Raw genomic sequence first — 14,765 nt, 5'->3', positions numbered from 1 at the left:
GCGGGGCGGCTCAGGTGCCGGGGCCCAGCCACTCCCCGGTGCGGACCGCGGTCTCGCCGCGGGCGGCGAGCAGGTGGCGGAAGCGGTGCTGGGCGGCGGGGCGGCCGTGGACCAGCATCACCCGGCGGGGGCGGGCGCGCTCCAGCACGGACAGCAGGCCGTGCCGGTCGGCGTGCGCGCCGAGCTGGAACTGGCGGACGGCGGCGCGCACCTCCACCGGGCCCTCGGGCAGCTCCAGCCTGCGGGCGCCCTCGGCGAGCTCCAGCAGGCGGCGGCCCGGCGACTCCTCGTCCTGGAAGCCGGAGACGAACAGGGCGCCCGCCGGGTCCGGCAGGATGTCCCTGGCCCAGTCCACGGCGGGCCCGCCGCGCAGCGTGCCCGAGGTGGAGATCACCACGCCCCGGCGGAAGGTCAGCCGCTGGGCGCGGCGGTCGGTGACCTTGGTGACGTTGTCGCTGAGGACCGCGCGCGGCTCGGCGCCGCCGCCGTCGGCGAACCGGCCGTACACCTCGGCGACGGTGGCCGCGAGCCCGTCCAGCAGCACGGGCACCCCGGGCAGGTGGGCGCCCAGGCACAGCGCGATCTCCTGGGCGCGGCCCAGCGCCATCGCGGGGAACAGCACCCGGCCGCCGTCCTCGCAGGTCTCCCGGACGGCGCGGACCATGTCGTCCACGGTGTCGCGGCGCGGCCGGTGCTCCACGTCGCAGCACGTCGACTCCAGCAGCAGCAGGTCGGCGTCGCGCGCGGAGTCGGGCAGCGCCAGCGGCTCCGCGCCCAACTGCCGGTCCACCGACACGTCCCCGCCGACCACGACCCGCCGCCCGCCGCCGCCCACCACCACCCCGGCCGACCCCAGCACGTGCCCGGCCGGGAACAGCTCCACCGTCAGGTCCCCGACCGCGGCGCGGGTGCCGTACGGCAGGTCCTCCAGGCGGCGGCACGCCTCCCCGACCTCGGCCGGCCCGTACAGCGCGTCCGCGGAGGCGTCGCCCCACGCCCTGCGGTCCCGGGAGCGGCGGCGCAGCACGTCGGCGGCGTCCCGCCACATCAGGGGCAGCAGCTCCGCGGTGGGCGGTGAGCACAGCACCCGCAGCCCGGGCACCCGCGCCACCAGGGCGGGCACATAGCCGCAGTGGTCGTTGTGGGCGTGGGTGACGACGACGGCGCGGATCGGCGGGCCTTCGCGCAGGGCGTCGGCGAGACCCGGCGGCGGGGCCTTGTCGGCGCGGTCGTCCTGCCGCACGCCCGCGTCCACCAGGATCCGCGTCCCGGCCAGCTCCACCAGCACGCAGGAGCCGCCGATCTCCTCCCCGCCGCCGAGCGGGACGACACGCAGCGCCCGCTCCGCGGTGACGGCGGCCCGCGGGGCCTCGCCCGCGGCGGGGCGCGGCGGCACCAGCAGGCGGTCCAGGGTGGCGCGCAGCCCGTCGGCGGCCACCCCGGCCTCGTCCAGGACGCGGCGCAGCTCACCGGGCGCGCCGTCGGCGGGGCGCAGGGCGCGGTGCAGGGTGCGCAGGGCGTGCAGGGGGTCGCGGGCGCGGCGGGAGAGGGCGTCGCGCTCCAGCGCGGTGGCGGCGGCGGCCTCCTCGGCCTCCCGCGCCCGCTCCTCGAGCGCGCGCACCCGCTCCCGCAGGGCCTCCGCCTCCTGGCGGGCGACCTGCTCGCGGCCCCGGTGCAGGTCCACCTTGTCGCGCAGCTCCCTGGCGCGCTGGTCGGCGCGGCGCAGCAGCTTGGCGTCGCGGACCCGCTCGTCGCGGCACCGGTCGCCGCACGGCTCGCCGGCGGCGGGGGACGCGGCGTCGGGGGCGGGGGACGGGGGCGGCGGCGCGGGGCGGGCCGCGGCCGACCCGTGCTCCTCGGCGCGGCGCACCGCCTCCCGCAGCGGCGGCGAGGTCTCCCACAGCAGGCGCAGCCGCTCCGCGTTGCGGGCCGCGTACTCGCGCGGGGTGGTGCCGGCCGCGACCTCGGCCATCACCGGCCTGGCCAGCACCACCTCCGCGATCCGCTCCAACTGCCGGGGGCTCGGGGCGCCGGTGGCGCGGCGGGTGGCGGTCACCGCTCCTCCCCGGCCCCGGCCAGCCGCTCCAGCCGGGCCAGCACCGGCTCGCAGCGCAGCATCCCGGCCGTGCCGGGCACCAGCGCGCCCAGCATCTCCAGCACGTCCACCAGGCCGCGGTGGCCGCGGAACCCGTCCCTGGCCAGCGCCGCGGGGCTCAGCTCGCCCTCGCCGGACGCGGCCTCCAGCAGCTCGGCGAGGAACTCCGGCTCGGCCTCGTCGTGGTCGGCCAGCTCCACCAACTGCCGCCACGCGGCGCGCAGCGAGCCCAGCGCGTGCACCCCGGCCAGTCGCGGCAGCCCCCCGGGGTCGGCCGCCAGCTCCGCCTCGACCAGCTCCAGCGCGGCGTCCCGCCCGGGGACCCGCTCCTCGGCGAGCAGCGTCGTCACCCGGTGCACCAGGCACGGCCAGGCGCCGGTGCGCTCCAGCAGCTCGGCGTGGACCCGCCGCTCCTGGAACGGCAGCTCCGTCTCGTGCATCCACAGCCGGATCCCGGCCGGGTCGAACCGGCGCAGCTCCATCAGTTCCAGCGGCGACCCGGGTTCCCGGTGCTCCGCCCACAGCGCGCTGTGCCGCGGCCCGGTGACCAGCACCACGGCGAGGGTGCCGCCGGCCGGGGACGCGCCGGCGCGCGGTTCCCGTCCGGCGGCCACGGCCACCGCCGCCCGGGCCTCGGCCGTGGACGCGCCGGTCAGGTCGGCGACCACCAGTCGGTGCCCGGGGCCGGGGGGCCGGCGCAGCTCGGCGGCGAGCTCGGCCGCGCCGCGGGCGACCCGGGGCCGCTGCTGCACGTGCGGCCCGGCCGCCTTGTCCTCCACCGCCGCCTCCACCGCCCCGCGCACCCGGTCCACGTGGGTGGCCAGGGACCCGGCGACCAGGAAGCAGGCGTCGCGGGGCCGGAACAGCCGCCCGAGCTGCCCGGTGGTCAGCGGGGCGCGCTCGTGCGGCCGCCCGCGGTACGCGGCCCGGTAGGAGGCGCCGTCGAACTTGCGCGGCACCTGGAGGTTGGACGGGGCGGAGTCCAGCTCCTGGTCGATCTCGTCGCGGGTGCCGAGCAGCCGCAGCAGGTTCGGGGTGCGCAGCCGGTAGCCGTGCCCGTCGGTGGCCAGCACCCCGAGTTCCACGCACTCCCCGAGCAGCCCGGCGAACTCGTCGCTGGTGCACTCGGCGAACCCGGCGGGCCACCGGCCGCGGCACACCTCCATCAACTCCTGGCTGGTGGCCGTGGCCGCCACCCCGCAGCGCAGCGCCATGTGGGCCACGCAGTAGGCGATGACGCGGTAGCGCAGGTCCAGGTCGAGCGTCCAGCGGAACCGCTCCCGGAAGTTGTCCATCAGGGTGCGGTCCTGCCACACGGCCTCCACGTCCGCCCGGGTGATCAGGTACGGCGGCGCGTCACCGTCCAGGGGCGCGCGCCGCATCCGCTCCAGCAGCGCCGCGGCGAACAACTGCACGAGGGCGGGCGCGTTGTTGGCCAGGGCCAGCACACGGGCGGCCAGCGACGGGTCCTGGAAGCCGTGACCGAGCGCGCCGAGCGGGCGGGTGAGCAGGTCGAGCGCGTCGCGGGGGGCGAGCGGGCCGACGGAGACGGGGTCGCCGAAGTGGGCGAGCGGCTGGTTCGACAGGCCGTTGAACCGGGCGGTGCTGTGCAGCCCGGCGAAGACCACCTTGGCCCTGCGGTTGGTCTCGTCCATGATCTGGCGGATCAGGTGGACGTTGTGGAACTGGCGCTCCTCCGCGTCGCAGCGCAGGAAGTCGTCGGCCTCGTCCAGCAGGATCAGCAGTTGCCGGTCGGGGTCGGCGTGCAGCCAGTCCTGGATGCCGCGGTGGGTCTCCTTGCCCAGCTCCGCGGTGCGCGGCACCTCCGGCAGGATCCCGGCGTCGGCGAGCTTGGTCCACAGCGCGGGCCACAACTGGTCGGACGAGCTGGACTTGCCGACGGAGTAGATGCTCTCCAGGATCACCACCCGGTGCGGGTTCTCCGCCAGCGCCCGGCGCCTGGCCGCGCGCAGCAGCGCGGACTTGCCCAACTGCCGCCCGCCGTAGACCAGGCAGGAGCCGAACCGGTCCAGCACCTGGTCCAGTTCGCGGTCGCGGCCGAAGAACATCTCCTGCGGCACGTCGCCCGCCGCCTTGGGCGTGTACGGGTCGGTGGCGGTGAACGGCGCGAGCACCTGGGTGAGCAGCCCCCAGTCCGGCACCTGCCGGGTGGCCAGGTACACCAGCGCCGCCTCGTCGAGCACGGCGACGACGCTGCGCGGGCGGCGCCTGGCGGCCTGCGCCAGATCGCGCCGGTCGGCCGGGGAGAGCACCCCGAAGTAGAACACCAGCACGGTCTCCTCCGCGGGGAGGTGCTGGGTGAAGCCGAGGAACTGGCTCGGCGCCGCGCTGCCGCGCACCAGCAGCACCGTCAGGCTCTCGCCCGTGGGGCTGACCAGGCTGCCGAACTGCGGCAGGACCGGCGCGCCGTGCGGCCGGACGCCCGTCACCCGCACCCATGCCCGCTCCCCGCTCCGGCCGCCCTTGCCGCCGTCGGGGATCTCCTCCGCGCCGGTGGACTCCATGCCCAGGTACGCCAGCACCGCGCGTACGCTCTCCGCCCGATTGCCGGGGTTCTTCGTCTCCGCCAGGTGCCGCCACTGACCGAGGGTCCGCTTGGCCTCCAGGGCGCGCGCCGGTCCCAGGCGTATCCCGCCGAGCGCCTCCACCACGGCCCGCACCCGCGGTTCCTCGGTGCGCCCGCCCGACTCCAGCACGGCCCGCACCAGGCGGATCCGGTCCGCGGCCTGGCTGGCGAAGGTGCCGCGCTCGGGCAGCATCCGCGCCATGGCCCGCGGCACCGCGGGGAAGAACTCGCGCACCCCGATCGGGTCGTCGCCGACCCCCACCGGCAGGTCGCGGCCCGCCTCGGCCTGGGCGAGGAACTCCTCGGCCGTGGTCAGGTCGGACGCCTCGATGCGCTCGCTGATCCGGTCGGCCACCTCGGCCACCCCGGGCCGCGCCGCGCACGCGGCCCGCAGCCGCTCGCGCAGCCCCTGCCTGGCCCGCTCGAACCGGTCGTCCAGGTCGGCGTCGAGCTCGTCGGCCTGGCGGCGCACCAGGTCGAAGTCGTAGCGGTCCGGGTCGTCCAGCGCCTGCGCCCGGAACGCCAGCGCCGACCAGGAGTTCTCGTCCAGCAGCCCGTCGCGGCGGCCCGCGCTGATCCGGTCCGACAACTGCCGCAGCCGTCCCCGCAGTCGCTCGCGCTCCTCCCCGACCAGTCGCTCCCGGCGCGCCCGGAGCTCCTGCGCCAGCTCCCGGTCGCCGACCTTGACCACCCGGACGATCTCGCCGGTGCCGACGTGGTCGCCGCGCCGCGCCCGCGCCTCGAACGCGGCGACGTACGGCTCGTAGGCGCCGCCCGGCGGCTCCGCCGGGCGCTCGGCCAGCGCGGCCAGCTTCGGCAGCCAGCGGGCGCCCACCGGCTCCAGCGGCTCCAGGGTGCCGCGGGCCAGCGGCAGGTCGGCGACCAGCAGCAGCTCGCCGCGCAGCAGCCGGTCCGGGTCGGCGTCGGCGACCGGCTGCGGCACACCGTTCAGCAGCGGGAACGCGCCGTGCAGCACCAGTTGGGCCGCCGAGTCGAACGTCGCCGCCTCCAGCGGGTCCGCGGCCTCGGCGGCCAGCTCGGCGAACGCCTCCTCCACCGGGCCGCGCAGCGCGTTGGTCCGGGCCCGCAGGTCGTTGACCAGGCGCACCAGCCAGTCGTGCCGATCGTGCCGCCGCACCCGGGACTGGAGGCGCCCCGCCCAGTCCGCCCAGTCCGCGGCGTTGTTCACGGACGTGGTGATCAGGTCGCGCAGCTTGTCCCGGGCGCCGTAGTCGATCCGCTTGCCGCCCTTGGCCATCCGGCGGGTCGCGTCGTCGATCTCCCGCTCCACCTCGTCCGGCTTGCGCAGCCGGGCCACCTCCTGGCGCACCGCGGTCAGCTCCCCCGGGTCGTCCCGCGCCACCCGCGCGCTCAGCGCCCCCACCACCCCGGCCTCGTCGGCCATCTGGTGCCACACCTCGGTGGCCAACTGGTAGCGCAGCTTGCGCTGCGGCCCGTTGCGCACCAGCTCGGCGGCCTCCAGGGCGGCGGCCCGGCAGCGCTCCTCCACCGCCGCCTCGTCCCGCACCGCGCCCAGGATCTCCGGGACGATGAACGTGCCGCGCTGGCCCGCCTCGGCGAACGCCTCCGCCAACTGGAGCAGCGGCTGGCGGCCCCGCGCCGCGTACGACGACAGGTCCCGCACCAGCGCGGACGTCTCCGCGGACGGCGCCACCAGGCCCACCCGGATCCCGGTGGCCCAGGCCAGCACCGCGCCCGCCCGGTCCCGGTCGAAGTGCTCGGCGGCGAGACCGGCCAGCAGCTCCTGGCAGCGGCGCGCGCCGTCGCCGGTGCCGCTGTTGAGCCGGACGGCCAGGGCGGCGGCCTCCCTGACCCGCACCGCCGTGCCGTCGCCGCCCGCGGCCCGGCGGATCCACGCGGCGAGCGCGAACCTGCGGGCCCGCAGGGCGCACGCCTCCGCGTGGAGGGGGGACGCGGAGGGCTCGGCGGGGGCGGGGGCGGGGGCGGGGGCGGGGACGGGGTCGGACGGGGGCCGCTGGGTGGTGACGGGGGCGGTGCGGGCGGGGGTGGCGCCCGTGCCGTGGGGCCGTGAGCCGTTGGGGGTGGCGGCGTCGGGGGCCGCGCCGTTCGGGTGGGGACGCGGGACGGGGTCGGGGCCGAGCAGGACGCGGGCGATGTCGCGGTCCAGGTCGGAGGCGGGGGTGGCGGGCGGCGCCGTGACGGTGCCGCCGGCGGTTGGGGGGTCGGACGTCTCAGCGGCTTCTTCGGGCTCCCGGGCTTCGGCGGCCCCTCCGGCCTCGGGCTCCCGGGCTTCGCGGGTCCCTGCGGCCTCGGCGAATCCCCGGGTCTCGCGGGTCTCTCGGGTCTCTCGGGTCTCTCCGGTCTCGCCGAACCTTGTGGTCTCGCGGATTCCCCCTGCCCCGCGGACACCGCCGGTCTCCGTGGTCTCTCCGCTCCCTCCGGCCCGTTCGGCCTCGCGCGGCGCCTCCCGGGCCGCCACGGCCCGCACCGCCTCCCCGGTCCCGTCCGTTCCGACGGCCACCGGGGCGGTTCCTGCCCCGCCCCGCGTCGATCCGCCGCCGGACGCCGGGGTGACCCGCTCGGGGCCCGCCGTCTCCGTCTCGTCCGCCGTCTCGTCCGCCGCGGTGCCGCCCAGCCGCAACTGGCCGATCGTCGCCACCGCAATCAGGGAGTGCCACCGCGCCGGCAGCCGCTCCGCGAGCAGCGGCATCAGGCGCTGCTGGAGGTCGGCGCGCTCGGCGTCGCGGTCGTGACCGGACAGGCGGATGAAGTCGGCCAGCGCCATCAGGTCGGCCGCGTCCGGCTGCTCGGTGGAGCCGGTGTCCTCCAGCAGCTCGCCCGCCCTGCGCCGCACCTCCTGGAGCACGTCCGCGCACCACTGCGGCCCCTCCAGGTCCGCCAGGCCGCGCAGCTCGGCGCGGGTGCCGCTGAGCCGGTCCGCGCGGTCGCGGACGGCGCGCAGCCCGTCCAGCGTCAGCCCGTCCGCGGACGCCTCGGGCGGGAGGCCGAACCCCTCCGCGGTGTCCTGGAACAGCCGCACCACCCGGTTCACCGCGGCCGTGTCACCGGGCGCGGGGCACGCGCCCCCCGCCAGCGCCGCCGCCGCCCGGGACGCGGCCTCGGCCGCGGCGGGCAGCAGGTCGGCGAGGGAGTCCAGGAGCTCGGCGGGGGCCACGGGCGCGGGCCGCCCCGGGCAGGCGCCGTCCTCGTGCTCGTCCTCCGCCATGTCGTCGTCCTCCTCGTCGGCGTCCTCCTCGTCGGCGCCCGCCGACGGCACGGCCTGCGCCTCCGGCTCCCTGGTCGCGGCGGCCAGCGTGCTCAGCTCGCCCCACCCGATGGGCCGCTCCGGCAGCCCGCGCACGTCCTCCGCCAGGCCCCGCCACACCGCGCCGAGCCCGGCGAGCACCGGGTCGGGCAGCGCCGGGCCCTCGCCGTAGAGCAGGCCGAGGGCCAGCGCGCCGAGCGGGCAGGTGGGGTCGGCGAGGACCAGGGCGAGGTTCCAGCGCAGGTAGGCCACGGGGTGGGAGTGCAGCGACCTGACCAGGCGCACCGTCTGCGGCGCCCGCTCCAGCACCGCCCTGGCCGGGCCGCCCCCGCCGAGCAGGTCGAGCACGGCCCGCTCGTCGAGCCGGTCGGGGTTGCCGAACAGCATCTGGAGGTTGCCGACGATGAACCGGCGGGCCGCGGCCGGGTCCGCCTCCACCTCGTGCAGCGGCACGCCCGGCCAGTCATCCGCGAGCGGGGCCGGGAACGGCAGGCGTGTCCCGCCCCCGAGCACCGCGGGCCGCCTGGGGCCCGCCGCGGCGGCGACGTGCCGGAGCTGGTCGGGTGTCACCCTGCGGCAGAGCTGCTTGGCCAGCTCGGCGCAGTCGGTGAGCCGGAGCACCCGCGGAGTGGTCGCGAGGACCGGCGCGGCGCTCCTCGCGGCCTTGAGCACCTGGTGCTTCCTCCGGCGGCGCACATGTCGCGGAGGCTTGTCGAACGTGGACACGGGCGCCACCCCCAGATGATGGCTGATGCGTCGCCAGTACGGCTCGACGGCAGGAATCAACCACTTGTATACCGGTGCTCCACACCGGAAGAGTGGCTCTGCCGCAACTCACCCGTCTTCCGGCCCTAACTGCCATCATCACCGGTCGGTGAGCGGATGAGTACGGACGGGTGAGGTTATCACCAGAAACCTGCCGCCTCCTCACCCTCCTGGCGCACACCGGCGCAAACGCTCCACCACCACCGATCCCGGTCCGCCACCGGCGTCCGCCGGGCTCACGCGGGAGCGCCGGGGGGCGCCTGCGTCCCGGCGGAGCGGGACGGCGCCGCGGCGGCGGGCGCTCCGGTCACGACACCTCGCGGTAGGCGTGCGGCGCCACACCGGTGACCTTGCGGAAGACGCGGCTGAAGTACGCCCGGTCGGCGAAGCCCACGGCGCGGGCCACGGCCTGCACGCTGTCGTCGCTCTGCCGCAGCCGCTCCTTGGCGCGCTGCACCCGCACCCGGGTCAGGTACTCCCACAGCGTCAGGCCGAGCTCGCGGTGGAACAGCCGGGACAGGTGGTCCTCGCTCAGCCCCACCGCCTGGGCGACCTGCCAGCGGGACACCCGCCGCCGGTAGTTGCGCTCCAGGTACGCCATGGCGTGCCGGACCGGCGCTCCGGTGCGGTGCGCGCCGGGTTCGCCGCGCTCGGCCATGCCGGCCAGCAGCCGGGCCGTCTCCTGCTCGGTGAGGATGTCCCGGCCGAGCAGCAGCAGCCCGGGGTAGGGCCCGGCGCGCTCGATGTCGGAGTACGCCGGGCCGCGCTCGCCGAGCATCAGCACCGGCACCCCGAAGTGGCCCGCGCGGTCGTACATCCGCTCCACCACGTCGAACCCGTCCATGTCCGGCAGGGTCCTGGCGACGACGAGCAGGCACGGCACGTCCTGCTCGAACAGGCCGAGCGCGCCGCCGCCGTCCGCCGCGGTGCGCACCGCCCGGCCCGGCAGCACCGCCGCCGCGATCCGGCGCAGCGCCTCCCGGGACTCCGCGGACCCGTCCACGACCACCACCGGGTCGGCGAGCCCGGCGGGCCGCAGGGCGCTCAGCGCGCCCGCGAGGTCGTCGCCCGCCACCGGGCCGTACAGCAGGAACGGGGTGTGGCGCAGCGCCGGGTGGTCGTGCAGCCGCTGCACCGACGGCCACTCCTGCGGCGCGGCGCGGCCCGCGTCCCAGGCGACGGCGGCGGGTTCGCCGCGCGCGGTCAGGTCGGCGACCACGCCCGCCAGGTCGTCGTCGGGGTGCAGGCGGCGCAGCGGCAGGCCGCGGCGGCGGGCCAGCGCGGCGATCTCCGGGGGCGGCTCGTCCGGGGGCGCGGCGGCGGTGGCGGCCAGCAGGACCCGGGAGCGGGCGGGGACGGCGCCGGGGGCGGGCAGGGCGCCGGGCGGCTCGGCGGGGGTGGGCAGGGGCAGGTGGAGGCGGAAGCCGCGGGGGCCGTCCCCCGCGGCGGGTCCCTCGCCGCCGTCCAGCGTGACCGAGCCGCCGTGGAGGACGGCCAGCCGGCGGGCGATGGCCAGGCCGAGCCGGGAGCCGGGCCGGTCGGAGGCGAACGGCTGGAACAGGTCCTCGGCCCGGCCCGGCAGGGCGGCGAGGCCGGGGCCGAGCACGCGGACGGCGAGCAGCGGCGGGTGCGCGTCCGCGGTGAGGAGGACGCCGGGGCCCTCCGGGTCGGCGGGCCCGGCCGCGGTCGTCAGCAGGTTGCGCAGGATGCGCCGCAGCCGGCCCGGGTCCGCGCGGATCGCCGGCAGGTGCGGCGGCAGGTGCAGGCGCCAGGCGCGGCCGTCGGGGCGGGCCCGCGCCACCTCGTGGAAGACCTGCTCGACCAGCGGGCGGGGGTCGAGCATGCGGCGGGTCAGACCCAGGTCGTCGATCTCGGAGCGGGACAGGTCGAGCAGGTCGTCGATGAGCCGCAGCAGCCGGGCCGCGTCGCCGTGGGCCAGGCGCAGCGCGCCGGGGCCGCCGTCCGCGGTGTGCCGCAGGATCGACTCCACGGGGGTGCGCAGCTCGTCGGTGGCGTTGTTCAGCAGACGGGTCTTGAGGCGGTTGGCCCGCTCGGCGGCGTCCCTGGCCCGGCGCACCTCGTCGAACAGCCTGATGCCCTTCAGCGCCGCGCTGACCTGGTCGCCCAGCGCCCGGTACAGCGCGCCGCGGTGGGCCGCGCCGCCGCCGGGGCCGGTGTCGAACACGGCGAAGCCGAGCTGCTCGCCGCCGATGTGCAGCGGCTCCAGGACGAGGGTGAAGCGGCGGTCCCGCGGCAGCAGCGCGTCGGGCAGCAGCAGCGACGCCGGGTAGGCGGGCTCCTCGTGCCCCGCGGCGGCCTCCTCGGGGGCGGGCACCAGGCGGGCCCGGCCGGGGCCCGTCCCGTGGCCGTCGCCCCGGTACAGCACCAGGCGGCAGTGGGGCACGCCCATGCCGGGCAGATGGCGGGCCAGCGCGCCGGTGAGCGCGTCGATGTCCACCGCCGTGGTGAGGGCGGTGGCCAACTCCCGCAGCTTGCGGGCGTCCTGCTCCTCGGCCCAGCGCTCGTACTCGAGCAGGCGGTGCGCCTTGTCCGCCACCAGCAGCCTGGCCTGGCCGAACAGCCGCTCCGCCCGGGCCCTGGCCGCCTCGGGCAGTCGGGGCAGGGCGGTGGCGCGGGCCCGCAGCAGCGCCCGGTCCCAGGCGGCGACGGTGTCCCGGGTGGGGGCACCGCCGCCGACCAGGCGCTCCAGCAGGTCGAGGAAGGCGGTGCCGGGCGCGTCGCCGTCCAGGTCGGCCCGGAACGCCGCGGCGAGCCCGTCACCGGCGCCGGCGCCGGGCAGCCCGGCGAACACCGCGCCGAGGTCCGCCACCCCGCGCCCGCGCCCGTCACCGCCGCCGTCCCCGTCGGCCGGGTACTCGTCGCGGGCGCCCTGCGTCACCAGCGCCGACTGGCAGCCGCAGGACCTGCGGGTGACCAGCGTCCCCGGCACGGCCCCCCGCGCGGGCGGCGCGGTGCCGCGCAGCCGGGCCACCAGGGTGTCCACGGCCAGCGCGCCCAGCTCGGCGAAGGGCAGCGCCACCGACGTCAGCGGCGGGTCGGCCAGCCGCGCCTCGACCGAGTCGTTGAAGCTGACCACCGCGACGTCCTCCGGCACCCGCACGCCCCGCCCGGTGAGGAACCGCAGCGCGTCGGCGCCCAGGACGTCGCTGCACGCCACCAGCGCGTCGAAGTCCCGCCCCGGCCGCAGGCCCCGCACGTCGAGCAGCACCCGCAGCGCCGCCGCCCCCGCGCCGCCGCCGAAGTCCGGGGACGCGCCGACCAGGGAGCGGTCCAGGGGGATGCGGTGCGAGGCCAGGGCCTCGGTCCAGGCGCGGTAGCGGTCCAGGGTGACGGGGTTGGACAGCGGGCCCCTGACGCACGCGAGACGGCGGCGGCCGTGCTCCCTGACCAGGTGCCCGACGGCCTCCCGCATGCCGGAGCGGGAGTCGAGCAGCAGGGTCTCGTGGCCCTCCAGGGCGCGGTTGAGGCTGACCACGGGCAGGTCCCGCAGTCGCGCCACCAGTTGCCCGGCCCGCTCGCCCGCGGCGGGCAGGCCGAGGGTGGACGTCCAGCAGATCACGCCGTCCAGGCGCTCGGGGCCGATCAGGTCGTACAGGGCGCCGCGCGGCTCGCCGTCGGGCCATAGCGGGCCGCCGGGGAAGCACACGACGTTGACGTCGTTGCGCTCCGCCGCCGCCAGCACCCCCGACCACAGGGTGGCGCCCACCCCGAGGTGGATGTTGGCGGTTACCAGGCCGAGGGTGAGCCGCCTCGCCGCCGCGTCCGGCCGCCGCCCCGCGGCTGAAGGGCGCGCCGGCTGGTGTTCCGCCATGGGCTGCCTCGCTCGTCCGGAAAGGTCCCATGCCGTGCTGGCATGCTCTCAACAAAAAGCCGGGAGAGTCGAGGAACCGTAACGGAACGCGCGGGTCCGGACAAGACCGGTGACACACCGGTCCTGCCCGGACCCTCGGCGCGGCCGCTCACACGACCCGCGTTCCGATCGAACCGCTCCGGTCAGATCTTGCCGACGCCCGCCCCGGCCATCACGATCGATTTCACGCCGGACGCGGAGTCGACCGAGTAGCCGTACGGGATGCTCGCGACGCTGCCGCCGGCCTGGCCGGAGCCGGAGTTCACGAAGTGGTTGTTCCTGGCCACCAGGGTGCCGGGCCCGGAGTCGCCCTCGCCGAGGTGGTACGGGTCCTCGGTGTTCTCGAAGTAGTTGCCCTCGACCAGCACGCCCGCGCCCTCGGTGGAGGCCACGCCGTAGCTGCCGACGCCGTCGAAGTAGTTGTTCAGCACGTGCACCGGGTTGCCGAACCGGACACGCGGGTTGCGCTGGTTGGTGCCGTCGAACCAGTTGTGGTCGTAGGTCACCTTCAGCTTGCCGATGTCCTCGCCGCCGTTGCCGTCGTCGTGGCCGAGCAGCATGTTCTTGTCCTGGTTGTACATGCGGTTCCAGGACACGGTGATGTTGTTCGAGGCGCGCTTGATGTCGATGGCGCCGTCCTTCGCGCCGGTGAGCGTGTTGTGGTCGATCCACACCTTGGTGGAGTACTGCACGTTGATCGCGTCGTCGGCGGAGCCGCTGAACGTCAGGTTCTGGATGATGACGTTGTTGGCGTTGGCGACGTTCAGGCCGTAGCCGGTGATCCGGCCCGCGGTGCCCACGCCCTGGATCGTCTTGTTCGACGCCACCTTGGTCATGCTGCTCAGCGAGATCGTGCCGTTGACCCGCACGATCGTCGGGCTGCTCGACTGGACGGCCGAGATGAACTGGGAGGCGCTGGTCACGGTGACCGTGGACCCGCCCGCCCCGCCCGTGGTCCCGGCGCCGAACCCGATCGGGCCGGCCGCTGCCGCCGAGGGCGGGCTGGTGCTGGGGGCCGCGGAGCCGCTGCCCGCGGCCACACCGGTCAGTGCGACGACGGCGGAGGTGACCGCGACCGCGCTCGCCAGCTTGAACCGTGCGCTCGTCCTGCGCATGAGAGATCTCCGTCCGTGGGGGGTGTCTGGAGACGTTCGGCTTGCGTCGCCGGTGCCGCGCGGCTGGCATCGCCACGATGCTAGGGCGGCGGCTGTGGACGATGGCGGGCCCCGTGTGGACTATTGCGCGCGCTGTCAGTGACGCGCGCCACACTGGGGGCATGTGCCGCAGCATCAAGACCCTCCGCCCGCCGATGACCCCCGACGCCACCGAGGCCGACATCGAGGCCGCCGCCCTCCAGTACGTCCGCAAGATCAGCGGCTTCCGCTCCCCCGCCGCCCACAACCGCGCGGCCTTCGACGAGGCGGTGGCCGCCGTCACCGCGGCCACCCGCACCCTGCTGTCGACGCTGGAGGTGCGGGGGGCGGGGGGACGGTCGGGGAGGGATGAGGAGGCATAGCGGCAGCGCAAGGCTCACCGGTCTGTGCAGCCTCATGGACATCACGTCTATGTACATCAGCGCCATCACGTACTCGATGTACATTGGAGCCATGAGCGAGCCGGTAATCGAGTCCATGGCGGAAGTCCGCGCCCACCTCGCGGATGTCATCGACCGGGCCCGTCGGGAGGAGACCCCGACGATCATCACCCGGCGAGGCAAGCAGGAGGCCGTCGTGATCGATGTCGAGGAGTACCGGCAGTTGCGCCGACTTGCCGAAGCGTCCGAGGAGGCGTGGCTCAACGAGCTGGCGGACCAAGCCGAAGCCGAGGGGACCGAGGGCTCGGTCACCCTGGAGGAGATGGCCGCGCTGCTCCGCGACCACCGGGGCTGACCCCATGGGGCACGTCACCCGTTTCACCCCGCACGCCCAGCGGGACATGCTGAAGATTCCCCGTACCGACGCCGTGCGCATCCTCCACCGGCTCGCCGAACTACAGAAGGCCATGGACAAGGGGGACACCTCCGCCTTCGACATCAAGGCGCTCCAAGGGCACAGCTCCCGCTGGCGGCTCCGGGTCGGGGACCACCGCGTCGTCTACACGGTCGAGAACCAGGAGCTGATCGTGTGGGTGCTGGCCGCGGGCCATCGCCGCGACGTGTACCGGAGGGATCCCGAGGGGTGACGGCCCCGGGCCCGAGCCG

7 protein-coding genes are annotated in these 14,765 nt (G+C 76.7%); 3 read left to right on the top strand and 4 right to left on the bottom strand.

The features are described from left to right. Nucleotides 1–10: 10 nt before the first annotated feature. From ACYVO2_RS03080 to ACYVO2_RS03065, 4 genes are all read right to left on the bottom strand, one after another. On the bottom strand, nucleotides 11–2,056 hold the full coding sequence (locus ACYVO2_RS03080) for an MBL fold metallo-hydrolase (protein WP_461005962.1): 2,046 nt from the start codon (nucleotides 2,054–2,056) through the stop codon (nucleotides 11–13). Then, complete coding sequence (locus ACYVO2_RS03075; protein WP_461005961.1) at nucleotides 2,053–8,664, bottom strand: hypothetical protein; 6,612 nt, start codon at nucleotides 8,662–8,664, stop codon at nucleotides 2,053–2,055. The genes ACYVO2_RS03080 and ACYVO2_RS03075 overlap by 4 nt, the downstream gene beginning before the upstream one ends. A 337-nt stretch (nucleotides 8,665–9,001) precedes the next feature. Then, nucleotides 9,002–12,526 carry a substrate-binding domain-containing protein gene (locus ACYVO2_RS03070; RefSeq protein ID WP_461005960.1) on the bottom strand — a complete coding sequence of 1,175 codons (3,525 nt, stop codon included), beginning with the start codon at nucleotides 12,524–12,526 and terminating at the stop codon, nucleotides 9,002–9,004. Nucleotides 12,527–12,708: 182 nt separating this feature from the next. After that, nucleotides 12,709–13,680, bottom strand: coding sequence for a pectate lyase family protein (locus ACYVO2_RS03065; protein ID WP_461005959.1), 972 nt, complete (start codon nucleotides 13,678–13,680; stop codon nucleotides 12,709–12,711). 161 nt (nucleotides 13,681–13,841) lie between these two features. On the opposite strand from ACYVO2_RS03065, the gene ACYVO2_RS03060 reads away from it, so the two are divergent. From ACYVO2_RS03060 to ACYVO2_RS03050, 3 genes are all read left to right on the top strand, one after another. After that, nucleotides 13,842–14,081, top strand: a complete 240-nt coding sequence (locus tag ACYVO2_RS03060; protein WP_461005958.1) for a DUF2277 domain-containing protein — start codon at nucleotides 13,842–13,844, stop codon at nucleotides 14,079–14,081. Between the two features lie 91 nt (nucleotides 14,082–14,172). Continuing rightward, nucleotides 14,173–14,454: a type II toxin-antitoxin system Phd/YefM family antitoxin gene (locus ACYVO2_RS03055; RefSeq protein ID WP_461005957.1), complete on the top strand. Its 282-nt coding sequence runs from the start codon at nucleotides 14,173–14,175 to the stop codon at nucleotides 14,452–14,454. A 4-nt stretch (nucleotides 14,455–14,458) separates the two neighbouring features. Continuing rightward, nucleotides 14,459–14,746 (top strand): type II toxin-antitoxin system RelE family toxin, encoded by a 288-nt coding sequence (locus ACYVO2_RS03050; RefSeq protein ID WP_461005956.1) that lies wholly within the window; start codon nucleotides 14,459–14,461, stop codon nucleotides 14,744–14,746. The last annotated feature ends 19 nt before the right edge of the window (nucleotides 14,747–14,765 follow it).

This window comes from Streptomyces capparidis (assembly GCF_054782095.1).
The sequence above is the reverse complement of the archived record's forward strand: the minus strand, read 5'-3'. Positions and strand labels throughout refer to the sequence as shown.